This window comes from Nocardiopsis sp. NPDC055824, from assembly GCF_053616335.1.
Genome location: NZ_JBSHDN010000102.1, coordinates 1 through 21,777, shown reverse-complemented (window position 1 = coordinate 21,777; position 21,777 = coordinate 1). Strand labels below are relative to the sequence as shown.

The 21,777-nt window shown below is 74.8% G+C and carries 20 protein-coding genes and 1 pseudogene; 9 read left to right on the top strand and 12 right to left on the bottom strand.

The genetic code is table 11. The features are described from left to right. Positions 1-30: 30 nt before the first annotated feature. From ACWGL3_RS19960 to ACWGL3_RS19905, 12 genes and pseudogenes are all read right to left on the bottom strand, one after another. The gene (locus tag ACWGL3_RS19960; protein WP_452461659.1) at positions 31-570 is read right to left on the bottom strand and encodes a copper chaperone PCu(A)C; all 540 of its coding nucleotides are present in this window, start codon (positions 568-570) and stop codon (positions 31-33) included. Between the two features lie 133 nt (positions 571-703). Then, positions 704-1,969: a Dyp-type peroxidase gene (locus tag ACWGL3_RS19955; RefSeq protein WP_452461658.1), complete on the bottom strand. Its 1,266-nt coding sequence runs from the start codon at positions 1,967-1,969 to the stop codon at positions 704-706. Beyond that, on the bottom strand, positions 1,966-2,586 hold the full coding sequence (locus ACWGL3_RS19950) for an SCO family protein (protein WP_267949669.1): 621 nt from the start codon (positions 2,584-2,586) through the stop codon (positions 1,966-1,968). Before ACWGL3_RS19950 ends, ACWGL3_RS19955 begins: the two co-directional genes overlap by 4 nt. An 86-nt stretch (positions 2,587-2,672) precedes the next feature. Then, entirely contained in the window at positions 2,673-3,278 is a 606-nt protein-coding gene (locus tag ACWGL3_RS19945; RefSeq protein WP_378552811.1) for an RNA polymerase sigma factor, read from the bottom strand. A 247-nt stretch (positions 3,279-3,525) separates the two neighbouring features. After that, positions 3,526-4,101, bottom strand: coding sequence for a hypothetical protein (locus ACWGL3_RS19940; RefSeq protein ID WP_267949668.1), 576 nt, complete (start codon positions 4,099-4,101; stop codon positions 3,526-3,528). Between the two features lie 50 nt (positions 4,102-4,151). Beyond that, positions 4,152-5,546: a hypothetical protein gene (locus tag ACWGL3_RS19935; protein ID WP_452461657.1), complete on the bottom strand. Its 1,395-nt coding sequence runs from the start codon at positions 5,544-5,546 to the stop codon at positions 4,152-4,154. 264 nt (positions 5,547-5,810) lie between these two features. Beyond that, positions 5,811-6,491, bottom strand: coding sequence for a class I SAM-dependent methyltransferase (locus ACWGL3_RS19930; RefSeq protein ID WP_267949666.1), 681 nt, complete (start codon positions 6,489-6,491; stop codon positions 5,811-5,813). After that, positions 6,479-7,150 (bottom strand): TIGR04282 family arsenosugar biosynthesis glycosyltransferase, encoded by a 672-nt coding sequence (locus tag ACWGL3_RS19925; protein ID WP_452461656.1) that lies wholly within the window; start codon positions 7,148-7,150, stop codon positions 6,479-6,481. The genes ACWGL3_RS19930 and ACWGL3_RS19925 overlap by 13 nt, the downstream gene beginning before the upstream one ends. After that, positions 7,147-7,923 (bottom strand): glycosyltransferase family 2 protein, encoded by a 777-nt coding sequence (locus ACWGL3_RS19920; protein WP_267949664.1) that lies wholly within the window; start codon positions 7,921-7,923, stop codon positions 7,147-7,149. Before ACWGL3_RS19920 ends, ACWGL3_RS19925 begins: the two co-directional genes overlap by 4 nt. 30 nt (positions 7,924-7,953) lie before the next feature. Further along, a pseudogene (locus tag ACWGL3_RS19915) lies at positions 7,954-9,067 on the bottom strand (NAD-dependent epimerase/dehydratase family protein); the annotation flags it as partial. 200 nt (positions 9,068-9,267) lie between these two features. Then, positions 9,268-10,482, bottom strand: a complete 1,215-nt coding sequence (locus ACWGL3_RS19910) for an MFS transporter (protein ID WP_267949662.1) — start codon at positions 10,480-10,482, stop codon at positions 9,268-9,270. A gap of 762 nt (positions 10,483-11,244) precedes the next feature. Beyond that, entirely contained in the window at positions 11,245-12,033 is a 789-nt protein-coding gene (locus ACWGL3_RS19905) for an IclR family transcriptional regulator (RefSeq protein WP_267949661.1), read from the bottom strand. Between the two features lie 381 nt (positions 12,034-12,414). Between ACWGL3_RS19905 and ACWGL3_RS19900 the strand changes: the two genes are divergently transcribed. The 9 genes from ACWGL3_RS19900 (at position 12,415) to ACWGL3_RS19860 (ending at position 21,736) form a co-directional block, all read left to right on the top strand. Then, positions 12,415-13,980 carry an ABC transporter substrate-binding protein gene (locus ACWGL3_RS19900; RefSeq protein WP_267949660.1) on the top strand — a complete coding sequence of 522 codons (1,566 nt, stop codon included), beginning with the start codon at positions 12,415-12,417 and terminating at the stop codon, positions 13,978-13,980. A 4-nt stretch (positions 13,981-13,984) separates the two neighbouring features. Then, the gene (locus ACWGL3_RS19895; protein ID WP_452461655.1) at positions 13,985-14,923 is read left to right on the top strand and encodes an ABC transporter permease; all 939 of its coding nucleotides are present in this window, start codon (positions 13,985-13,987) and stop codon (positions 14,921-14,923) included. After that, a complete protein-coding gene (locus ACWGL3_RS19890; RefSeq protein ID WP_267949658.1) occupies positions 14,920-15,903 on the top strand; it encodes an ABC transporter permease in 984 nt (327 codons plus the stop codon). The genes ACWGL3_RS19895 and ACWGL3_RS19890 overlap by 4 nt, the downstream gene beginning before the upstream one ends. Continuing rightward, on the top strand, positions 15,900-16,919 hold the full coding sequence (locus ACWGL3_RS19885; RefSeq protein ID WP_267949657.1) for an ABC transporter ATP-binding protein: 1,020 nt from the start codon (positions 15,900-15,902) through the stop codon (positions 16,917-16,919). The genes ACWGL3_RS19890 and ACWGL3_RS19885 overlap by 4 nt, the downstream gene beginning before the upstream one ends. Further along, positions 16,912-17,946, top strand: coding sequence for an ABC transporter ATP-binding protein (locus ACWGL3_RS19880; RefSeq protein WP_267949656.1), 1,035 nt, complete (start codon positions 16,912-16,914; stop codon positions 17,944-17,946). The genes ACWGL3_RS19885 and ACWGL3_RS19880 overlap by 8 nt, the downstream gene beginning before the upstream one ends. A gap of 241 nt (positions 17,947-18,187) precedes the next feature. Continuing rightward, positions 18,188-18,607, top strand: coding sequence for a universal stress protein (locus ACWGL3_RS19875; protein ID WP_267949655.1), 420 nt, complete (start codon positions 18,188-18,190; stop codon positions 18,605-18,607). Next, on the top strand, positions 18,604-19,614 hold the full coding sequence (locus ACWGL3_RS19870; RefSeq protein WP_267949654.1) for a Bug family tripartite tricarboxylate transporter substrate binding protein: 1,011 nt from the start codon (positions 18,604-18,606) through the stop codon (positions 19,612-19,614). The genes ACWGL3_RS19875 and ACWGL3_RS19870 overlap by 4 nt, the downstream gene beginning before the upstream one ends. A 24-nt stretch (positions 19,615-19,638) precedes the next feature. Further along, complete coding sequence (locus ACWGL3_RS19865; RefSeq protein ID WP_267949653.1) at positions 19,639-20,178, top strand: tripartite tricarboxylate transporter TctB family protein; 540 nt, start codon at positions 19,639-19,641, stop codon at positions 20,176-20,178. A 1-nt stretch (position 20,179) separates the two neighbouring features. Beyond that, positions 20,180-21,736 (top strand): tripartite tricarboxylate transporter permease, encoded by a 1,557-nt coding sequence (locus ACWGL3_RS19860; protein WP_267949652.1) that lies wholly within the window; start codon positions 20,180-20,182, stop codon positions 21,734-21,736. The last annotated feature ends 41 nt before the right edge of the window (positions 21,737-21,777 follow it).

The window sequence follows — 21,777 nt, the reverse complement described above, 5'->3', positions numbered from 1 at the left end:
GTCCCCGCCCGGGCGGGGACGGCCGCGGGCTCAGTGGTGCCCTCCGTGGTCGGTCACGGGTGCGCTGCCGGCCGCCATGGGCTGCACGGGCGCGGTGACCTCCAGTTCGCTCCCCTCGGCGAAGGTCAGCGTGACGGCGACCTCGTCCCCCTCCTCCAGGGGTTCGGGCAGGTCGTTGACCATGATGTGGTAGCCGCCGTCGACCAGCTCGGTGGCTCCCCCCGCCGCCACGGGGATCTCCTCCACGACGCGCATGCGGGAGGCCCCGGAGCCGGTGGTCTCCGTGCTGCACAGGTCGGCGTCGGGCGAGGCCCCGGTGGAGACCCCGGTGATGGCGGTGTCCTCGTCGGCGGCGTTGGAGACCTCCATGTACAGGACGGCGATCTCCGGGTTGGCGGGTTCGGGCACCCACGCGCCGGTGACCTCCAGGTCGCCGGCGGCGGCGTGGCCGCGGGGCTCCGCGTCCGGGTCGGCCCCGGCCCGGTCGGCGGGCGCGTCCGGCGTCCCGCAGGCCGTGGCGAGGAGCAGGGCGGCCAGCGCGGCGGCGGCGGTGGTCCGTGGCTTCGGCACGGTCCCGTGTCGTGGGAGTGGCATGGTCCTCGCGGTTTCCTCGTGGTCGTGGTCGTGCGGTGGTGCGGGTGGGAGCGCGGCCCCGTCCCCGGGGTCGTTCACGGAGCCCTCGCGGTTCCCGGTGTGCGCGCCCTCACCCGGGGAGGAGGTCGTGCGCGATCCAGGGTTCGCCCCCGCGCACGGGCGGCACGGCGAACAGGGCGCTCCCCTCGTGGCGGACGTACCGGTGGAGGGCGTCGGCCCCCTCGTCCAGGGCGCGCTGCACCGGGGTGAAGCCCGCCCTGGGGTCCGCCTGCCAGGCGGTGAAGACCAGGCCCGCCTGCCGGAGGCCGTCGGCGTCCCAGCCCAGGTCGTAGTTGAAGCCCCGGCGCAGCATCCGCGCGCCGAGGGTGTTGCCGGGGGCGGCGAGCCTGATGTGGGCGTCGGACGCGATCACCGGCGTGCCGTCCTCCCCCGTGGCCGACAGGTCGGGGAGGTCGTCCTCGGCGCCGCCCCCCAGCGGTGCGCCGTTGGAGAGGCGGCGGCCGATGACGGCCTCCCGGTCCCCGGGGTCGAGGGAGTACCAGTCGTCGAGGAGCATGCGGATGCGGCGGACGACGAGGTAGGTTCCGCCGTCCATCCACGCCAGGGCGGGCCCGGGGTGCGCGGCGAGGACCTGGGGGCCGAACACCGGGTCGGAGGCGTGCGGGTTGACGGTCCCGTCGATCTGGCCCATCAGGTTGCGCGGCGTGGCGCCCGGGTCCTCGGCCGCGGCGGCCGAGCGCTGGAACCCGGGCAGGGACCACCGCGGCCGCGCGTCGGCGGCGACGGCGCCGACCAGGTGCCCGACCGCGGAGGAGAGGACGACGGGGTCCTCCGCCCCCGCGTGGAGCAGCAGGTCCCCGCCGCACCAGCCGGGCTCCAGGCGGTCGGACGCGAAGGCCGGGACGTCCTCCATGTGCGGGGGGATCCGGTCCTGCGCCCCGATCCGGTCGAGCAGGGAGGCGCCCAGGCCGACGGTGACGCCCAGCGACGCCGGGAACAGCCCCCGGGTCGGGGCGCCCTCGACGCGGGTGTCGAGGCCGTGCCCGTGGAGGGCGCCGATCTCCCGGCCCCAGGTCCGGAGCACCCGGCGCGCGGCCTCGCGCGCCCGCTCCCCCGGCTCCGCCCGCAGGTCCAGCGCGACCAGTCGGACCTGGGACGGCGTGGGCGACAGGAGGGCCGGGGGCAGGCCGTCGCGGTCCCCGGCCCTGGAACGGGAGGGGGCGAGCGCTTGGGCGTTCTCCTCCCCGGCCCGGCGGTCGGCGAAGGCGTGCCCGGCGCCCGCGCCCGCGGCCAGGCCCGCGAGCCCGGCCGCACCCGTGGCGGCCAGGAGGCCGCGGCGGGAGGGCCCCTCCCCCGGGTCGGTGCGGCGTCTCACAGCAGGGTCTCCGCGAGTTCGGGGAGGAGCGCGGCGATCCGGTCGGCCTCGGTGCCCTCGTCGAACATCCCGGCCGCCTCGCCCCCGGGCAGCAGGACGACGATCCGGCCGCCGTGGGTGACCAGGTACTGGCCCTCGGCCTCCTGCGGGGGGTCGACGGCGATGCCGTAGTCGCGGGCGGCCTCGACCGTCGTGTCGACGTCCCCCCGAACCCCCTGGAAGGAGGGGTCGAACCGGTCGAGCCAGGACCGCATCTGCTCGGCGGTGTCGCGGGCGGGGTCGGTGCTGACCATCACGACGTCGTAGGCGTCGGCCGCCTCCCCGGCCTGCCCGAGTGCCAGGTCGATCTCGGCCATCGTCATCGGGCACACGTCGGGGCAGCTGGTGTAGCCGAAGAAGAGCAGGGTCAGCCGGTCGTCGGCGACGTCGGTGAAGCCCCACGGGTCGCCGTCGAGGGTCGTCAGCTCGGTCGCCGAGGCGGCCATGGGGTCGTCGGACAGGTCCATGTAGTGGTCGGCCTCCGCGACGGGGTCCGCGGCGGAGCAGGCGGTGGCGAGGGCGAGGGCGGCGCAGAGCGCGAGGCCGCGGAGAGCGGCCTGGCGGGGTCGGGACGTCATGGTGTTCCTTCTCGGGTTCGGGGCCGGCCGGAGGCCGGCGGTGGGGAGGCGCGTCCGGGGCGGCGCGGTGCCGCCCCGGACGCGTGTCAGGCCGCCTGGCGCAGCATGCGCGCCAGGTCGCGCCGGCCGCGCGCCACGCGGGAGCGCACCGTGCCGACGGGGGTGCCGATGGCCCGGGCGGCCTCGGCGTAGGGCATGCCCTGGATCTGGGTGAGCACGAAGGCCGTTCTGCGGTCCTCGGGGAGGTCCTCCAGCAGGGACAGCAGGGCGAGGTACTCGTCGAAGCGCCCCTGATGGGCGCACACGCCCTCCTCGGCCCACCCGTCCACGGCCTCGTGGCGAGGGATCCGGCTCTGGGCGCGGTAGCGGTCGGCCACCGTGTGGCGCGCCACGGAGAAGAGCCAGGCGCGCACCGGGGCGCGTCCCGCGTAGTGGTCGAGCCCGCGCAGGGCGCGCGAGAAGGTCTCCTGGGTCAGGTCCTCCACCCAGGACGGGTCCACCCGGCGGGCGATGAAGCGCGCCACGTCGTCACGGGTGCGCGCGAACAGGGAGTCCAGGGCGTCGCGCGCGCCCTCCTTGGCGCGCATCGCCAGGGCTGTCAGTTCGCCGTGCTCGCCGCCGGGGCGGAGGGGGCCCGTTCCCGGGGAGCCGTCGGGGGGTGCGGAGGGGATGGTCTCGCTGAGGGAGAGCATGTCGGTTCTTTCTGTCGCCGACCGCGCGGACCCCGGGACAGGGGTCGGCGGAGGACCGCGCGGTACACGTCGGAGGGGGCGCTCGGCAGGGCGGAGCACCCCGAGGGGCCGGCGGGGCCCGGACGGCGCGTTCGACCGTTCTCCGGCGCCGCTGAGCGGCGCCGGGGCGGTGCGGGAGGCCAGGGCGGGGGTCAGGGCAGGGACGGCCGTGACCGCGCCCTGCCCAGGGCGTGGCGAACGCGGGGTCTCAGGCGGGCGACAGGGCCGGGGGGCCGCGCAGGACGCGCGTGTGCCGCAGGTACGGCAGCCGGATGCGGACGGGCACGTCCGCGGTCCGCAGGCGGGGCACGAGGGGGCCGCGCGGTGCGGGCAGGCCGCACACCAGCACCAGCAGCGGGAGGAGGGCGAGCGCCATGAAGCGCAGGAAGGCGAACAGCGCCGTCTCCCCGCGGCGCAGCCACCACGCGCTGACCAGCGCGGAGACCACGTGCATCCCGATCATCGTCCACGCCGGCATCGCAGCCTGGACCACCACGTCGCCCTCGTGCGAGGCGGTGTGCGGACCTCCGAGCGAGCCGACGTAGCTGAAGGCCACGTGCAGGGCGAACTGGCCCCAGAGCATCCACCCGGTGAGGGTGGCCCAGCCCTGGCGGCGGTTCGCGGCCGCCCACGCCATGGCGAACACGACGGCCGCCCCCGCGAGGAGCCCGGCGAGGGGGACGTCGTGGCCGGAGCTGAGCGCGTGCCCGTGCGCGGACAGGCTCGCGCACACCAGGGTGAACACCCCGGCGCGCAACGGGCGGCACGACTCGCTCTCGGTCATCTCCCCTCCATCGTCCCACCACCGCGGGGGGCGGCGACGGCGGGGCCGGGTCACCAGCCGGTGAGCAGCAGGTGGTTGACCAGGAGGGCCGTGGCCCCCTGGGCGGCCAGCCACCCCCGGTGGTGGCGGTCCGGCAGGAGGGCCGCGGCGGGGACGAGCCACAGCACGAACGGCAGCCAGATCCGTTCGGTCTCGCCCTTGCTCATCCCCGAGAGGGTGGCCACGGCGATCGCCCCGAGCCCGGCGGCGACGAGCAGGACCGTCGTCGAGGCCTCCCGGGACGGCGCCCGGAGCAGGCCGCCCGCCGCCGCGGGCGCCCCCGCCAGCGCCCGGCGCAGGCCCGCCGCGGTCGCGGGTCCCACGGCCAGGCACGCGACGGCGAGGTTGGCCCACACCCAGTACGCGTAGGGGCGGACGGCCGCCACCCCCTGGTAGTAGCGCTCCACGAGCAGGCGGTACCCCTCCCACCAGTGGAAGCCCGCCGCGGTGAAGGCGGCGGCGACGACCAGGGCGCCCGCCAGGGCGTAGGGGAGGGGGCGCGCGTTCCTCGCGCACAGGAGCACGGCCAGGGCCGGGACCGCGGCGAGGACCAGCCCGTAGGACAGGTACACCGCCCACCCCAGGAGCAGGCCGGCCGCCAGCGCGGTGGAGCGCGGCGCGCGGGCGCCGGGCGACGCGCCGACCGCGAGCAGGGCCAGGCCCCACGCGGTGACCGCCGTGAAGTAGCCGTCCGCGGACACGCCCGCCCACACCGCCGCGGGCAGCAGCACGAGGAACGGGGCCGCCCGGCGCGCAGCCCCCTCCGCGCCGAGCGCGCGCATCGCGACCAGCACGGCCGCGGCGGCCGAACCGCCGGCCAGGATGCACCAGAGCCCGGCCCACGCCCCTCCCCCCAGGCCGATCCGGTCCAGGGCGACGAAGGTCAGGACGGCGCCCGGCGGGTGCCCGGCCACGTGCGTGGGCCAGTTGTCCGGCTGCCCGATGAGGATGTGCCGGGTGAACGTGCTCAGGGCGGCGCCCGCGTCCTCGAAGCGGTGCACCGAGGACAGGTACTCGTGGGGTGACAGGAGGCGGTCGGCGATCCCGCGCCTCCAGCCGTCGACCAGGGCGAGCGCGGCGGTCCAGAGGGCGGACACCGCCCAGGCCGTCCCCACCAGGGCGCGCCAGGGCAGGGCGCGCGCGGCCGCGGGACCGCAGGCCGCCACCGCCGCCGCCAGGGCCAGGGCCGGCACCGTGCCCGGCCCCGTGTGCGGGAGCCAGGAGGCGTACAGCGGCGGCCAGTCGACGTGGAGGACGCCCCGTGTGCGCTCGATCCAGGTGCCGGTGACGGCCGCCGCGGCGAAGAGGAGCACGGCCAGGGCGGCGGCGGTCAGGTCGGCGCGGAGGCCGCGACGGGCGGCGCCGGGCGCCTCCCGGTCGTTCCGGTGGAGTTCTGGCTGCGTCACGCCGTCACCGTAGGTCACGGCCGCCGTTGTCGCGGGGTGCGCGGCGGCGTGTCGCCGGGACGGGGGAAACCGCTGTTCGCAGGGGGTGCGGTCGGACACACCGCCGAGCGTGCGGTCCGGTACGCGCGGGCCGCGCGCACGCCCTGAGCGGCCGTCGGCGCGGCGCCGCTCCCGGGAGGGGGAACGCGACGAGCGCAGGACCGCCGCCCGGTGGCCGCCGGTCGGGACCGTCGGCGCGGCGCCGCTCCCCCGGCCCGCCGCGGCTCAGCGCGGGGAGCGCAGCGCCGCGAACCGGCGCCCCCGCACCCTCCACGCCTCCGACCACGTCCATCCGGCCGCCTCCGCGCACAGCCGCAGGGCGGGGAGCCCGACCCTCGCCCACGGGAACGGCGCCCCCGGATCCCGGCGGCCGTCGGTGACCTGCACCGTCACGCGCTCGTGGACGTCCTGGCCCGCGGCCTCGACGACGAGCAGGCCGCCGGGCAGGACGACCTCCCGTATCCGGGAGAGCAGGTCCCCGGGCACCCCGCCGATACCGATGTTGCCGTCGAGCAGCAGGGCGGTGCGCCAGGCGCCCTCCCGGGGAAGGGGGTCGAACACCGACGAGCGCACCGCCCGGCCGCCCGCCTCGACGGCGCGCGAGACCGCGACGGGGTTCGTGTCCACGCCCAGCGCGAGGTGGCCGCGGGCCGTGAGCGCGGCGACCATGCGGCCCGGGCCGCACCCGACGTCGACGGTGTCGTCCTCGGCGCGCTCCAGCACGCTCTCGTCGGCGGCGTCGGTCCCCCCGCACCAGCGCTCGACCTCCAGCGGGAGCATCCACCCGTCGGACCGGCGCAGGAACAGGGGGCCGCGTCCGCTGGCGAGCGCCTGCGAGTAGGGGTCGCACAGCCACGGGGCCGACCCGGCGTCGATCCCGGTCCCGGCCGCGCTCACCTGCGGCACCGCGCTCTCGCCAGCCGGACGGCCCTGCCGAAGCGGCTGCGGGGTATCAGCGACGCCACGAGGGCGGCGTCGCGCGCGGTGTCGACGTCGGTGATCCTCTCCAGCTCGCCCACGCGCAGTCCCGCGCCGACGAGCCGCTCGCGCTGGACCCGGCCCGTGTGCGCGGTCGACATCGGGACGCCGCGCAGCAGAGCGGGGTCGGGGGCGGCCAGGCCGAGCGCCCAGAAGCCGCCGTCCTCGCTCGGTCCGAACCACGCGTCGGCGCGGTCCCACGCGTCCGGGGCCAGCGCGGGCGCCAGGAGCGTCCGGCTCACCTGGGGGGTGTCCATGCCGATCAGCAGGGTGGGCCCCGAGCACGCGGCGAAGGCGTGCGCGAGCCGCTCGTCCAACCCGGCGCCGACCTGCGGCACCACCTCGAAGCCCGGGGACGGGAGCCAGGGGCCGGGCCTGCCCTCCAGGACGAGGAGCCGCCTCCTGGCGGGGAGGGAGCGCACCGTGTGCAGGGTGTCGGCCAGGGCCGCCTCCGCGAGCGTGGCGGCCTCCTCCCGCGTGTACTCCGGGGTGAGCCGCGTCTTGACCAGGCCGGGGACCGGTTCCTTGGCGATGACCACCAGGGTGGCGGCCCCGGTCGGCAGGGCGGCGTCGCGGTGGCCGGTCACGGCGACCCTCCCCCCGCGGGCGCGCGGCGCCGGGCCGGGGGCTCGCGCAGGACCGCCGTCATGTCGCGCACCGCGGTCCAGGTGCCCCGCCACGTCCCGGTGACCTTGGACCTGCCCGACCGGGGCAGGTAGGGCACGTCCACCTCCTCGATCCGCCACCCGGCGTCGGCGGCGCGCACGACCGTCTCGAGGGGGTAGCCCGAGCGGCGGTCGGCCGTTCCCAGCCCGAGGAGCCCGGCTCTGCGGGCCGCCCGCATCGGGCCGATGTCGCGGACCCGCACCCCGGTCCGGGAGCGCAGCATGCGCGCGACGGCGGCGTTGCCGGCCCTGGCGTGCACCGGCCAGGTCCCCCGGCGGGTGGGGCGCCGCCTGCCCATGACCAGGTCGGCCCCGCCGGAGCGGACCCGCTCCACCATCTCCGGGAGGAGCCCGGGGTCCAGGGAGGCGTCGCAGTCGCAGAAGCAGACGAACTCGGCGGTCGCGGCGGTCAGGCCCGCGTGGCACGCCGCGCCGAAGCCCCGGCGCGGCTCGGGGACGACGAGGGCCCCCAGGGCCTCGGCGACGGAGGCCGAGCCGTCCGTCGAGCCGTTGTCGACGACGATCGCCCGCCAGCCCGGCGGTATCCGCTCCATGACCCAGGGCAGGGCGGCGGCCTCGTCCAGGCAGGGCAGCACCACGTCGACGGGCGGCGCGGGACCGCCGCCCCCGGGACCGTGGCCGGCGCGCGCCGGTTCGTCGTTCTCGCGGTCGTGCTCGTGAGGTTCACTGGTCATCTTGGTCACGTTACGAATCGATGCCCTTGCCGGGTGTGAACGACGGGCGCGACACGCGGAGGCGTCGCCCTCACCCCGTCGTGGCGCCCGCGCCGACCGATCCGCGCAGGTCGGCGCGGGCGAACTCGGCCATCCCCTCGGCGAAGCCGACCCTCGGCCGCCAGGACAGCTCCTCGACCAGCCGCCGGGAGGACGCGGTGATGTGCCGTACGTCGCCCAGCCTGTACTCGCCGGTGGTCCGGGGCGCCGGGCCCCCGTACGCCTCCGCCAGCGCCCGCGCCATCTCGGCGATGGTGTGCGGCGTCCCGCTTCCGGTGTTGAAGGCGGACAGCTCCCCGCCGGCCCGGTCCCGCACCGCCTCCAGTGCCGCCACGTTGGCCCTGGCCACGTCCGCGACGTGCACGAAGTCGCGCCGCTGGCGGCCGTCCTCGAACACGCGGGGCGCCTCGCCGCGGGCGAGCGCGGAGCGGAAGAAGGAGGCGACGCCCGCGTACGGGGTGTCGCGGGGCATCCCGGGCCCGTACACGTTGTGGTAGCGCAGGGACACCGCGCGCCCTCCGACGGCCCTGGCCCACGACGCGCACAGGTGCTCCTGCGCCAGCTTCGTGGTGGCGTAGACGTTGCGCGGGTCGGTCGGCGCCTCCTCCCCGACCAGGCCGGGCACGAGCGCGGCGCCGCAGCGGGGGCACGGGGGGTCGAACACCCCGGCCGCCAGGTCCGCCTCCGCCCTCGGTCCCGGGCGGACGTCGCCGTGCTCGGGGCACGTGTACCGGCCCTCGCCGTAGACGACCATCGAACCGGCCATGACGACGTCGCGGACCCCGGCCCGGGCCATGGCGGCCAGCAGGACCGCCGTGCCCAGGTCGTTGCAGCCCACGTAGTCGGGGGCGTCGAGGAAGCCGGCGGAGCCCAGCCCGACCATCGCCGCCTGGTGGCAGACCGCGTCCACCCCGCGCAGGGCACGCTCGACGGCGTCGCCGTCCCGGACGTCGGCCACGACGTCGACGCCCTCCCGCGGCCCCTGCCCGGGGTGGGCCTGGGGCAGGTAGGCGTCGAGGGTCACCGCCTCGTGCCCGGCCAGGCGGAGTTCCTCCGCCACCCGCGATCCGATGAACCCGGCCCCGCCTGTGACTAGTACGCGCATGGCCCCAACCTACGTTTCGATCACTCACCGTCACCATCTCCGCCACGCACGGTGCGGTGTTTCCGCGGCCGGCGCCCCTGGCGGACGCCGACCGCGACCCGGGGGCCGCACGGCGGTGGGCGGTCCGCCGGGCGTGCGGGGGCCGGGCCGCGGCGGGCGGACCGACCGCGGCCCGGTCCGGCCGCTTGTCCGGGGCGGCCTCAGACGGCCGCGCCGGACCGGCGGCGGCGGGTCGTGCTCGCGCCCGTGGCCAGGGCCACGGTGAGCAGGACGGGCACCAGGAGGCCGGTGCCCACCCCGCCCTGCTCCGAGAGCACCCCGATCACGGGGGCGCCCAGCAGGGGTCCCAGGTAGCCGATGGCCGCGACCGTTCCCAGGTTCTTGCCGACGCGCCGGGGATCGATCTCCGCCGCCGCGCTGAACAGCTGGGGAACCGCGCACGAGAGGCCGAGGCCGACCAGGGCGAACCCCGCCAGGACCGTGGCCTGGGTGGGCAGGCCCAGGGCCAGGGAGAAACCGGCGACCGCGACGAGCGCACCGGACCTGAGCAGGACCACCCGGCCCAGCCACAGGACCAGGCGGTCGCCCATGAGGCGGCCGATGGTCATGGTGACCGTGAACGCCGCGAACGCCGTCGCCGCCATGGCACCGGAGGCGCCCACGCTCTCCTGGGCGTAGAGCGCGCTCCAGTCCTGGACCGCGCTCTCGGTGAGCATCGCGGCCAGGGACAGCACCCCCAGGGTCAGGAGCAGGGGGGAGAGCCGGAGCCTGCCGGGTGACCCGCCGGCGCCGCACTGCTGGTCGACCGCCGGTGGCGTGTACCGCGCGAGCGCTCTCGCGGGGGCAAGTGCGGCCAGCGCCAGGAGCGCGCCCATGGCCTGGAAGGTGATGAGGGGGCTGAGTCCGACGTGGGCGGTGACGACACCGCAGACGGCGCCGAAGGACGCTCCGAGCGACACGAAGGCGTGGAAGGAGGACAGGAGGGGCCGCCCCAGCGGCTGCTGGAGGGTGGCGGCGTGGGTGTTGACGCTGATGTTGAGCAGGGAGTGGGCGACGCCGAGGACGAACAGGGCGGCGGCCAGCTCGCGTGGCCCCATGGCCGCTCCCGGCAGGGCCAGGCAGAGCGAGGCCGCGACCGCGGCCGGGGGGACGACGAAGCGGGGGGCGCACCTGTCGAGCAGGGCGCCGCCCACGCGGGCCGTGATGATCGCCCCCACCCCCATCGCGAGGAGCGCGAGGCCGAGCTGGTCGGCGCCGACGCCGCTCTGCTCCTTGACGGCGGGGATGCGGGAGGCCCACACGGGGATCACGGCCCCGGTGAGGAAGAAGTACCCGGCGAGGGCCGATCGGGCGTGGAGGGCCCTTTTCTCACTGGTATCCCGATCTGGATTGGGGTGTGCGGTGTCAGGTTTCATGGACACTCTCCAGGTTCTCTGGGGTGGTGGAATCGAACGTCACCGCAGGAAATGGTCACGGGCGAGGTCGGGGTCAGGGGCGCATGCGAACACGCAGGCCTCTGGCCGCGCTCTCCCTGCCAGACCCATGGTCGGCCGAAAACACGAGGTTACAAGCGCCACAACCCGAAGAGTAGTAATTCGCGGACTTTATTTTGTAGAACTGCGAATGGCTTAATCCAGAATTTTCACAAAGTTGTGGAACATGGGGATATTATCCGAGATATTCTTTTTCTCGGAAACAAATGAGAACACCGGAAAGAATGGCAATGACCAACAGATCCCGCTTGTCGACGCATTCGACCGAAGGACACATGCCGCACAGCAGGACAAAAGAACCCGGCGCGCGAGAATTGGTTACCCCGGTCCGAAGTTATCCTGTGGCTTCCTCCACCGGGGAGCACCCCCGCCGGAACACGAAGTGTGGTCCGCCACACTCCTCCATACAGCCCCACCTGGAACACCAGGTCGGACCCGTCCCGGCCACCGGGTGCGGACGGCGGCCGGTGTCGGCCGGACGCCGGCGGCGGTTCCGGACGTGCCCGGTTCGCGCACACGGGAGACGCCACCGCCCCCGGTCGGGAGCGCTCCGCCGCCGATCCGGTCGGCGCACGCGGGGCAGCCCGCGAGCTGCGCCGACCCGACGAACGGGGACGCCGGAGCAGGGCCCGGCGCTCCCCGAGCGGCCCTCCGCGCACACGGGCCCCGGCCGGCGGGACGGGGTCAGCGCACGATGCGGTCGCGCGCCCCCAGCAGTGCGCCCACGATCCCCCGCTCCCGCTCGGGGTCCAGCCGGACGATGGGGACGGAGAAGCTGAGCGCCTCCCTGGGCGCGCCCCCTCCCCCGAAGTCGAGCGCCACCGCGAAGCACCGCAGCCCCACGGTGGACTCCTGTTCGTCGATCGCGTAGCCGCGCTCCCTCACCCGCGCCAGCTCTTCGCGCAGTTCCGCACGGTCGGTGATGGTGTGGGAGGTGCGCGCCCGGACCGTCTCCGGCAGCAGGGCCTCGGCCTCCTCCCACGTGCGCCCGGCAAGGAGTGCCTTGCCGAGCCCGGTCGCCCAGCAGGGGAGCCTGCGGCCGGGCCTGGAGACGACCGCCAGCGAGTGCCGGGAGATGCACGTCGCCAGATAGACGATCTCGTGCGCGTCCAGGCGGGCGAGGTGGACGGTCTCCCCCCACTCCTGGGAGATCTCGTCCATGACGCGCTGCGCCCGGCGCACGACGTCGTCGTGTTCTACGTAGGAGGCGCCCACGCGCAGGGCGCGGATCCCCAGACGGTACCCGGATCCGGTGTCGTCGGGATCCACCCACCCGCTCTGGACCAGAGTCATCAGCAGCGCGTAGGCACTGGCCCGGGGAAAACCCAGGTCGGAGGTGATGTCGCGCAGGGACCTCGGCGTGTCCGCCGCACTCAGGTACTCCAGCAGCGCGATCGTCCGCTCGGCGGACTTCACCGGGCGGACGCCCGTCACCCGGAGGGTTTGCGCGTCCTGTTCCTCGGAGAGTCCCATGTTCATCCTTGACGTGATCTGAGACACCTACTTACTGTTGCTGTCTATAAATATAGATACCGTCTTCATATGTAGACAAGAGGTTTCTGTATGCCCCCCGCGCCCGCAGTGCCCGCAGACCTCCCCTCCGGTTCGCCGGGCTTCCCCGCCCCGGCCGGGGGGCTCGACACCCCCCGTTCCGGGGACCGCACCGGCGATGCGGCCGGAGCCGCACCGGACGCGCTGTCCGCCCGCCACCAGGGCCCTCTCAGATCCGACGGTCCCGGGTACCCCTGAGGCGCTCGCCGCCCGCACCTCCTGCACGGAACCCCGCCCCCGGGCGCCTCCCGCCCCGTGGAAGACCCATCCCCGCCCCGCCCCAGGTCAGATATCGGAGCCCCCATGCCCGTCCCACCCCCCTCCCGGGATGCCCGCCGCCGTCCTGTGCGGATCGCCGGCGCCCTCGCCGCAGCCGGTGTCCTCCTGGCCGGCAGCGCGTGCACCGTCGCGAACTCCGGCAACGGAGACGCCGCGGACACGATCCGCATCGTTCTGCCCGAGGAACCGCCCACCCTGGAGCCCTGCGACGCCTCGCTCACCGCGACGGGCCGTGTGACGCGCTCCAACATCACCGAGGCGCTCACCGAGCGCGTCCCCGACACCGGCGAGCTCGAACCGGCGCTGGCCACCGACTGGGAGCGGACCTCCGACACCACGTGGACGTTCACCCTGCGCGACGGGGTCACCTTCCACGACGGCACGGCGTTCGACGCCGAGGCCGCCGCCTTCTCCATCGACCGCACCGTCGACTCCGACATCGGCTGCAACGTCGACGGCTACGTCTTCGGCGACGGGGAGCTCACCGCCGAGGCCACCGGCGCCACCACGCTGGAGGTCACCACCGCCGAGCCCGACCCGATCCTGCCGCTGAGGCTGTCCTTCGTCGAGGTCGTCCCCACCAGCACCAGCGCCGAGGAGAAGGTCCGCGAACCCGTGGGGACCGGCCCCTACCGGGTCGGGACGTGGGAGCAGGGGACCAGCCTGACCCTGGAGCGCTACGACGGCTACTGGGGCGAGGCCCCCGCCTACGCGACGGCCAGGTACGTATGGCGGTCGGAGGGCAGTATCCGGGCCGCGATGGTCTCCCAGGGCGAGGCCGACATCGCCGTCGGGCTCGCCCCCGAGGACGGCGCCGGCGACTTCGCGGTGGAGTTCCCCAACAACGAGACCTCCTACATGCGCATGGACGCGACCCAGGAGCCGCTCGACGACCTCCGCGTCCGCCAGGCGGTCAACCACGCGATCGACAAGGAGGGACTGGTCTCCTCGGTCTTCGCCGGCCTGGGCGAACCCGCCGGACAGGTCGTCCCGGAGGGCGTCACCGGCCACAACCCCGACATCGGGGCCTGGCCCCACGACCCGGAGAGGGCCGCCGCACTGGTCGAGGAGGCGCGCGCGGACGGTGTGGCCGTCGACACCACGATCACCATCATCGGCCGCAACGGTATCTACCCCCGGGCCTCGGAGGCCATGGAGGTCGTGCAGAGCTCCCTGATCGAGGCCGGACTCGACGTGGAGATCCAGATGCTCGACGTCAACGCCTGGCTGGAGTACCTGCTGCGCCCGTTCCCCGCCGACGCCGGTCCGACGCTGCTCCAGGCCCAACACGGCAACCAGGCGGGTGACGCCGCATTCACGATGGAGCAGATCTACGGCTCCGAGGGAGCCCAGAGCAGCTACGGAACCAGGACCCTGGACGAGCTGACCCAGGCGGCCGAGCGGGCACAGGGCGAGGAGCGCCAAGAGGCGTTCGCCGACGCGCTCGCCCACCAGAACGACGAGGTGGTCCGCGACGCGGTGCTGGCGCACATGACCGGCATCATGGCCGTCGCGACGAACGTGTCGTACACGCCGAACTCGGCCACCAACGACGAACTGCGCCTGCGCGAGATGCAGCGGAACGACTGAGGCGGTGTCCGACTCCATGCTCGTCTTCCTGCGGCGCCGCATCATCTCCGGCGCCCTGCCGCTCCTCGCCGTGGTCCTGGGCGTGTTCTTCCTGGCTCGGCTGACCGGTGACCCGGCCAACCTCTACCTGCCCCTCAGCGCGACACCCGAGATGCGGGCGGAGTTCGCCGCCAGGAACGGCTTCGACCAGCCGGTGGCCGTGCAGTTCCTCGACTACCTGTCCCAGATCGTCCGCCTCGACTTCGGCGAGTCGCTGCGGACCGCCCAGCCCGCCGCCCAGGCGGTGCTCCAGGCGTTTCCCGCGACCCTCCAACTGGCCGGCGCCACGATGGCCATCGCCGTGACGGCGGCCGTGGTGGTCGGCAGCCTGGCCGCCTACCGCCCGAACTCGCTCGCCGACCGGTTCGCAGGCCTCCTGTCGTCCGCGTCGGCGAGTGTGCCGGACTTCTGGTTCGCCATCATGGGCGTCCTGGTGTTCGCGGTGACGCTGAACTGGCTGCCCACCTCCGGGACCGACAGGATGGGCGCGTGGGTCCTGCCGATCGCCACGCTCCTCATCCGCCCGTTCGGTGTCCTGGTCCAGGTGGTGCGCGGCTCGATGGTCTCGGCGCTGTCGGCCCCCTACACCAGGGTGGCGCGGAGCAAGGGGGCCGACGAGAAGCGCGTCATCTTCGTCCACGCCCTGCGCAACGCGGCCGCCCCCGCCCTCACGGTCGCCGGCGACCTCGCGGTGGGCCTGGTCAACGGCGCCGTCGTGGTCGAGACGATCTTCGGCTGGCCCGGCATCGGGAAGCTGATGATCGACTCGATCCTGCAACGCGACTTCGCGGTGCTCCAGGTGGCGGTACTGCTGACCGCTGTCACGATCTTCGCCCTCAACATCCTCATCGACGCCTGCTACGCGCTGATCGACGCGCGCGTGCGCCAGGGGGTGGCGACATGACGAACGGAGACCCCTTGTCCGAGACCGGGGACCGCCCGGATCAGGCGGGCGCCGCGCCCCCGGCCGCGCGACCGCCGCGCCTGTTCGCCCTGCTGCTCAAGGACCGCGTCGCCTGCCTGGCCGCGCTGATGCTGCTGGCCGTGGCCGCCTGCGCGGTGGCCGGACCGTTCCTGCTCGGTGACCTGGCCACCCGGCAGAACCTTCATGCAGTCGACCTCCCGCCGTTCACCCTGGACAACGGCTGGGCGTTCGTGCTCGGCAGCGACTCCCTGGGCCGCAGTGTCGCGGCCCGGCTGGTGGTCGCGGCACGCACCACCTTCGCGGTGGCCGTGCCCGCCGTCCTCGCCTCCTTCGTGGTGGGGTCGGCCTGGGGCATGTGGGCGGGCTACCACCGCGGCTGGCGCGAGAGCGTGTCCATGCGGATCGCCGACGTGGTCCTCAGCTTCCCGTCGCTGCTCCTGGCGGTCGTGGTCCTGTACGTGTTCTCGCCCAGCGTCGCGACCCTGGTCCTGGTCCTGGCGATCGCCCGCGTCCCGGTCTACCTGCGCACGGCGCGCGCCGAGTCCGCCGAGCTGCGCAGCCGCCTGTTCGTGGACGCGGCCCGCACTTTCGGCGCCCGCGGGGGGAGCATCATCCGGCGCCACGTCGCCCCGACCGTGATGCCCACGCTGATCACCGTCGCCACGCTCGACTTCTGCTTCGTGATGCTCACGGAGTCGTCATTGAGCTTTCTGGGCATCGGCATCCAGCCGCCGGACCTGAGCTGGGGGCTGATGGTGGCCCAGGGGCGCCAGGAGCTCCAGACCGCCTGGTGGATCGCGGTCTTCCCCGGCCTGGCCATCGTCATGACGACCGTCTCGGCGACCACCCTGGCCTCCTGGGCCCGGCTGGCGACCGACCCCGCCCAGAGGTGGCGGCTGACCGTGCCGCGCGGCAGGGCCCGCGCGACCGCCCGCAGAGCCGAGGAGGCAGGTAGATGAACGCTCTCCGGGAGAGCATCCACCGGACACGGCCCACGGACCCGGCCGCGATGGAGGTGGACGGGCTCTCGGTCGACATCCGGACCCCCGAGGGGGTCGCGCACGCGGTCCGCGACGTGAGCTTCACCGTGCGCTCGGGCCGGACCCTGGCGCTGCTGGGCGAGTCCGGGTGCGGCAAGAGCATGACGGCGCTGGCGATCGCCGGGCTCCTCGACCCGGTCGCCGACGTGGTCGGCGGCCGGATCCGCCTGAACGGCGCGGACCTGCTGGCGCTCGGGGCGTCGGAGCGGCGCCGCCTGGCCGGCCCCGAACTCGCCATCGTGTTCCAGGACGCCCTGACCGCACTGAACCCGGTGTTCACCGTAGGCGCCCAGCTCGGCGAGCCCTTCCGCATCCACGAGGGGTTGTCGCGCCGGGCGGCCCGGGACAGGGCTGTGGAACTCATGGAACGGGTGGGCATCCCCGAAGCGCGCTCCCGGGCCGGCGCCTATCCGCACCAGTTCTCCGGCGGTATGCGCCAGAGGCTGCTGATCGCCATGGCGGTGGCGCTGCGGCCCTCGGTGCTGCTCGCCGACGAGCCCACCACCGCCCTCGACGTCACGGTGCAGGCCCAGATCATGGAGCTGCTCCGCGACCTGCGCACCGAGCGGGACATGGCACTGGTCCTCATCACCCACGACCTCGCGGTCGCCGCCGAGCACGCCGACGACGTGGCCGTGATGTACGCCGGGGCAATCGTGGAGACCGGGCCGATCGGCGAGGTCTTCGCCGCTCCCCGCCACCCCTACACACGGGGCCTGCTCTCCTCGGTTCCGGGGGGCGGCAGGCCCGGCGAACCGCTGAGGTTCATCCCCGGCAGCCCGCCCGACCTGCGGGCGGTCCCCAGCGGGTGCGCGTTCCGCTCCCGCTGCCACCTGGCGCGCGAGCGGTGCGCCTCGCACCGGCCGGAGCTGTCCGGGGACGAACGCGGCCGCACGGTCGCCTGCCACTACTGGAAGGAGGCCACCGATGCCTGAGACCACGGCGCCGCCCGTCGGGCCGCTGCTCCGGGCGAGCGGCCTGACCAAGAGCTTCAGGGTGCCCCGGAGTGCGTCGGGGAGCACGTCGCTGCGCGCCTTGGACGGGGTCGACCTCACCCTGGACCGCGGTGAGACGCTGGGGCTGGTGGGCGAGTCCGGGTGCGGCAAGTCCACCCTGGCCCGGGTCCTGCTCATGCTGGAGCGTCCGGACCGGGGAACGCTGAGCTTCGACGGGACCGACCCGTTCGCCCTGCGCGGCAAGCAGCTCCTCGCGTGGCGGCGGCGGGTGCAGATGGTGTTCCAGGACCCCTTCGCGTCCCTCAACCCCCGTCTGAACGCGGCCGAGCTGATCAGCGAGCCGTGGCGCACCCACCGCGACCTCGTCCCCCGGCGGGACCGGGCCGAGCGGGTGCGCCGGCTGCTGGAGATGGTCGGCCTGCGGGCCGGTGACGCCCACCGCTACCCCCAGGAGTTCTCCGGGGGCCAGCGGCAGCGCATCGGGATCGCGCGTGCGCTGGCACTGGACCCCGACGTCATCGTGTGCGACGAACCCGTGTCCGCCCTGGACCTGTCCGTGCAGGCACAGGTCCTGAACCTGCTCGCCGAACTGCAGGCCGAGCTCGGCGTCTCCTACGTCTTCATCTCACACGACTTGTCGGTGGTGCGCCACGTGGCCGACCGCGTGGCGGTGATGTACCTGGGCGGTGTGGTGGAGACGGGGAGCACCGAGGAGATCTTCACGAACCCTCGCCACCCCTACACGGCGGCGCTGCTGTCCTCCGCCCCGTCCCCCCTCCGGTCCGACGCGCCCTCCCGGGAGCGCATCCTGCTGACCGGTGAGGTGCCCTCGCCGGTCGATCCGCCGTCGGGGTGCCGCTTCCGCACCCGGTGCCGCCACTCCGAGGACCTGTGCTCCCGGACCGCCCCGCCCGTGGAGGCGGTGTCCGGGGACCCGGCACACACGGCCGCCTGCCATTTCCCGCTGGGGCCGGCCTCCGCGGGGTCGGGCGCGTCCGGCGGCTGACCCCGCGGCCGGGTTCCGGCGCCGCCCTGGGACACGGGACCCTCCCGGCCCCTCCCCCGGGGCGGCGTGCGCCGCGGCCTCCGCCGATCCGCGCTCGTCCGGCCGCCCCTGCCCCCGCCGCGGGCCGCCGGCGCCGCTCCGGCCGCCGTGCCACCTGCTGCTATTGACGGATCGGCCCCGGTGATACAGCCTATACACTGCACACTGTGACGCCAGTCACGGATGGTTCGAGGAGGAGCAGATGACAGTGGTGCTCGCACACGCCCCCGTGGAGTCCGCCGAGGCGGCCTTCGCGCAGGCGGTCCGACAGGCGGGGCTCCAGGGCGGCGAGTTGGTGATCGCCAACGCCGTCTCGGACGACGCCGCCGCCGACACACGGGCCGCCGACGAGTCCCGGGTCCGCGAACTCGTCGGGCGCGCGGAGGCCGAGGGGGTCCGGGCGAGGGCCGTACGCCTGGCCGACGCCGACGCGGCGGCCGCCCTCCTGGACCTCACCGAGGAGCTGGACGCCGACCTGCTCGTCATCGGGGTCCGCCACCGCTCCGCGATCGGCAAGCTGCTCATGGGCAGCACGGCCCAGCGCCTGCTCCTGGAGGCGTCGTGCCCCGTGCTCGCGGTGAAGTCCGGAGCCGGGCCCCGCAGAGCGGGAGGCCCCGCGTGATCGGCGACAAGGGCCTCCTCGGCGCCGGGATCGGCCTCGCCCTGGTCGTGACGACCGGGTTCTTCGCCGTGCAGGACGCCGCGGGCGGCGACGAGGGCTCGCGCGCCCGCTCCGCCCTGACGGTCATCGCCCCCGCCGCGGCCGGAGGGGGCTGGGACCTGGCCGCCCGCGAGTTCCAGCAGGCCACCAGGACGGAGTCGATCGTCAACAACGTCCAGGTGGTCAACGTGCCCGGCGCGGGCGGGACCATCGGCCTGGGCCAGCTGGCCAGGCTCGACGGGGAGCCCACCACCGTGATGGTCACCGGCGCCGCCATGGTCGGCGGCGTGGAGATGGGCGGTTCCCCGGTCCGGCTGAGCGACGTGACGCCGATCGCGCGCCTGACCGACGACTTCGAGGTGATCGCGGTCCCCGCGGACTCCCCCTGGCAGACCCTGGACGACTTCCTCCGGGCCTGGGAGGAGGACCCGGACATCCCCGTGGGCGGCGGGTCGGCCGGATCGCCCGACCACCTGGTCGCCGGGCAGCTCGCCGAGGCCGCGGGGCTGGACCCCGCCGACCTGCACTACACGCCGCACGCCGGGGGCGGGGAGCTGACGATCTCCCTGCTCTCCGACGCCGGCGGCACCGTGCAGATCGGCGTCACCGGGTTCAACGACTTCCGCGACCTCATCGAGGGCGGGCGGCTGCGGGCGCTGGCCGTCGTGGCGCCCGAGCGCCTCGACGGGTTCGACATCCCGACCACCGCCGAACTCGGCTACCCCTCCGTCGACCTGGTCAACTGGCGCGGCCTCGTCGCCGCCCCCGGGATCACCGACGAGGACCGGGCGGAGCTCCTGGCGATCACCGAGGAGATGTACGGGGCCGAGTCCTGGCAGGAGGCGACCGACCGCAACTACTGGCAGCCGAACTGGGCCGGTCCGGAGGAGTTCGCGGAGTTCCTCACCGACGAGGAGGTCCGGATCCGCACGCTCATGACCGACCTCGGCCTCATCTCGGGCTCCTGAGCCCGAGGACTTCACGGAGAGAACATGTCACACACAGACCTCGACAGCGGCTCGGCCGCCGACCCGGCGGAGGCCCCGCCGCGGACACCGTCCTTCTGGGACGGCCGCGGCGAACTGGTCATCGGCGGCCTCCTGCTGGCCATGGCGGGCACGCTCGCCGCGGGCAACGCGGGGATGGACGTCATCGGCGACGGCGGCCTGCTCGGCCCCCAGGGGTTCGGCTGGTTCGTGGCCGCGCTCGCCGCCGTCATCGGCCTCCTGCTGATCGTCGCGGCGCTGCGCCGCTCCCCCGGGCGCCGCGCCGCCCTGGCCGCGGAGGAGCGCACCAACTGGCGCGCCGTCGGCCTGGTCCTGCTCGGCATCGCCGCCTTCAGCGGCCTCATCGACATCGTGGGCTGGCTCCTCATGGCGACGCTGATGTTCACGGCCGTGGCGACGGGGCTGGGCAACCGGAACCTCCTGCGCAGCCTGACCGTCGGCTTCGTCATGGCCGCGACCGTCCAGATCGTGTTCAGCGGCATGCTCGGCCTGAACCTGCCCTCCGGCGTGCTGGGGGGTCTGTGACATGGAGCAGCTGACGCACCTCATCGGCGGGTTCGGCGCCGTCCTCACCCCCATGAACCTCCTCTGGATCACCCTCGGCGCGTTCCTGGGCACGGCGGTGGGCGTCATGCCCGGCCTGGGATCGGCCATGGCCGTGGCCCTGCTGCTGCCGATGACGTTCACGCTCGACCCGCTGGCCGCGCTCATCATGTTCAGCGGCGTCTACTTCGGCGGCCTGTTCGGCGACTCCACCGCGGGCATCCTGATGAACACCCCGGGCAACAGCACCGCGATCGCCACCACCTTCGAGGGCCACAGGATGGCGCGGTCGGGGCGGGCCCCGCAGGCGCTCGCCACCTCCGCCATCGGCGCGTTCACCGGAGGCATCCTCGCCACCGTGCTGGTCGTCTTCTTCGCGCCCTCCATGGCCGACCTGGCGACCAAGTTCGGCCCCGGCGAGTACTTCGCGCTGGCCGTCTTCGCGTTCGTGGCGATCTCCGCCGTGGTCTCGGAGTCGCCCCTCAAGGGCCTGGCCGCCCTGGCGTTCGGCCTGGGGCTCGCCCTGGTCGGCACGGACCAGTCGACGGGCACCGCGCGCTTCACCTTCGGGATGCCGGCGCTCTTCGACGGGATCAGCGTCGTCGTCATCACCGTGGCCGTGCTGGCCGTCGGCGAGGTGCTGTACGCGGCCGGGCGCGTGGGCCACCGCGGCGCGCACGAGATCGTCCCCTCCGCGGGACGGCCCTGGCTGTCGGGCAGGGAGTTCCGGGCGGCGCTGCCCGCGTGGCTGCGGGGCGCCGGCATCGGCATCCCCTTCGGCATCATCCCGGCGGGGGGCGCGGAGGTCCCCACCTTCCTCGCCTACAGCGCCGAGCGCCAGCTGGACAAGCGCCGCCGCAAGCCGATGTTCGGCAAGGGGGCGATCCAGGGCGTGGCGGCCCCGGAGGCCGCGGGCAACGCGACGGCGGGGAGCGCGATGGGGGCGCTGCTGTCGCTGGGCCTGCCGACCTCGGCCACCGCGGCCGTGCTGCTGGCCGCCTTCCAGCAGTACGGCATGCAGCCCGGCCCCCTGCTGTTCGAGCGCAACGGCGACATCGTGTGGGCCCTCCTGGCGGGCCTGCTCCTGGCCACGGTCGTGCTGCTGGTCATCAACCTGCCGTTCGCGCCGCTGTGGGCGAAGCTGCTGCTGCTCCCCCAGTCCTACCTCTACGCGGGCATCACGGTCTTCGCCTGCCTCGGGGTCTACGCCACGGGCGCGAGCAAGACGGACCTGGTGCTCATGTGCCTCCTCGGCGTCCTGGCGTTCGCCATGCGGCGCACGGGGGTGCCCCTGGCCCCGGTGCTCATCGCGGTGATCCTGGGCCCGCTGGCGGAGTACTCGCTGCGCGACGCGATGGCCAACTCCGGCAACGACCCGCTCATCCTGGTCGGGAGCCCGATCACCGTCGCGCTCTACGGCCTGCTCCTGCTCGGGCTCGTCTGGACCGCGTGGCGGCGGCTGCGCCCCGCCGCGCCCGCCGGCGAACCCGCCGCGGAGGACCCCGCGGACTGCGGAGAGGTCCCGCGGGCGCGGAGCTGACCCGGCGCTCCGACACGGAGGGGCCGGCCGGGAGGGACTCC

Bases quoted from the DNA above. Each gene is read 5' to 3' on its own strand.
- ACWGL3_RS19865 (WP_267949653.1), top strand. From the start codon at position 19,639: ATGTCACACACAGACCTCGACAGCGGCTCGGCCGCCGACCCGGCGGAG.
- ACWGL3_RS19910 (WP_267949662.1), bottom strand. From the start codon at position 10,482: ATGAAACCTGACACCGCACACCCCAATCCAGATCGGGATACCAGTGAG.
- ACWGL3_RS19905 (WP_267949661.1), bottom strand. From the start codon at position 12,033: ATGGGACTCTCCGAGGAACAGGACGCGCAAACCCTCCGGGTGACGGGC.
- ACWGL3_RS19860 (WP_267949652.1), top strand. From the start codon at position 20,180: ATGGAGCAGCTGACGCACCTCATCGGCGGGTTCGGCGCCGTCCTCACC.
- ACWGL3_RS19885 (WP_267949657.1), top strand. From the start codon at position 15,900: ATGAACGCTCTCCGGGAGAGCATCCACCGGACACGGCCCACGGACCCG.
- ACWGL3_RS19890 (WP_267949658.1), top strand. From the start codon at position 14,920: ATGACGAACGGAGACCCCTTGTCCGAGACCGGGGACCGCCCGGATCAG.
- ACWGL3_RS19945 (WP_378552811.1), bottom strand. From the start codon at position 3,278: ATGCTCTCCCTCAGCGAGACCATCCCCTCCGCACCCCCCGACGGCTCC.
- ACWGL3_RS19900 (WP_267949660.1), top strand. From the start codon at position 12,415: ATGCCCGTCCCACCCCCCTCCCGGGATGCCCGCCGCCGTCCTGTGCGG.
- ACWGL3_RS19920 (WP_267949664.1), bottom strand. From the start codon at position 7,923: ATGACCAGTGAACCTCACGAGCACGACCGCGAGAACGACGAACCGGCG.
- ACWGL3_RS19950 (WP_267949669.1), bottom strand. From the start codon at position 2,586: ATGACGTCCCGACCCCGCCAGGCCGCTCTCCGCGGCCTCGCGCTCTGC.
- ACWGL3_RS19940 (WP_267949668.1), bottom strand. From the start codon at position 4,101: ATGACCGAGAGCGAGTCGTGCCGCCCGTTGCGCGCCGGGGTGTTCACC.
- ACWGL3_RS19875 (WP_267949655.1), top strand. From the start codon at position 18,188: ATGACAGTGGTGCTCGCACACGCCCCCGTGGAGTCCGCCGAGGCGGCC.
- ACWGL3_RS19880 (WP_267949656.1), top strand. From the start codon at position 16,912: ATGCCTGAGACCACGGCGCCGCCCGTCGGGCCGCTGCTCCGGGCGAGC.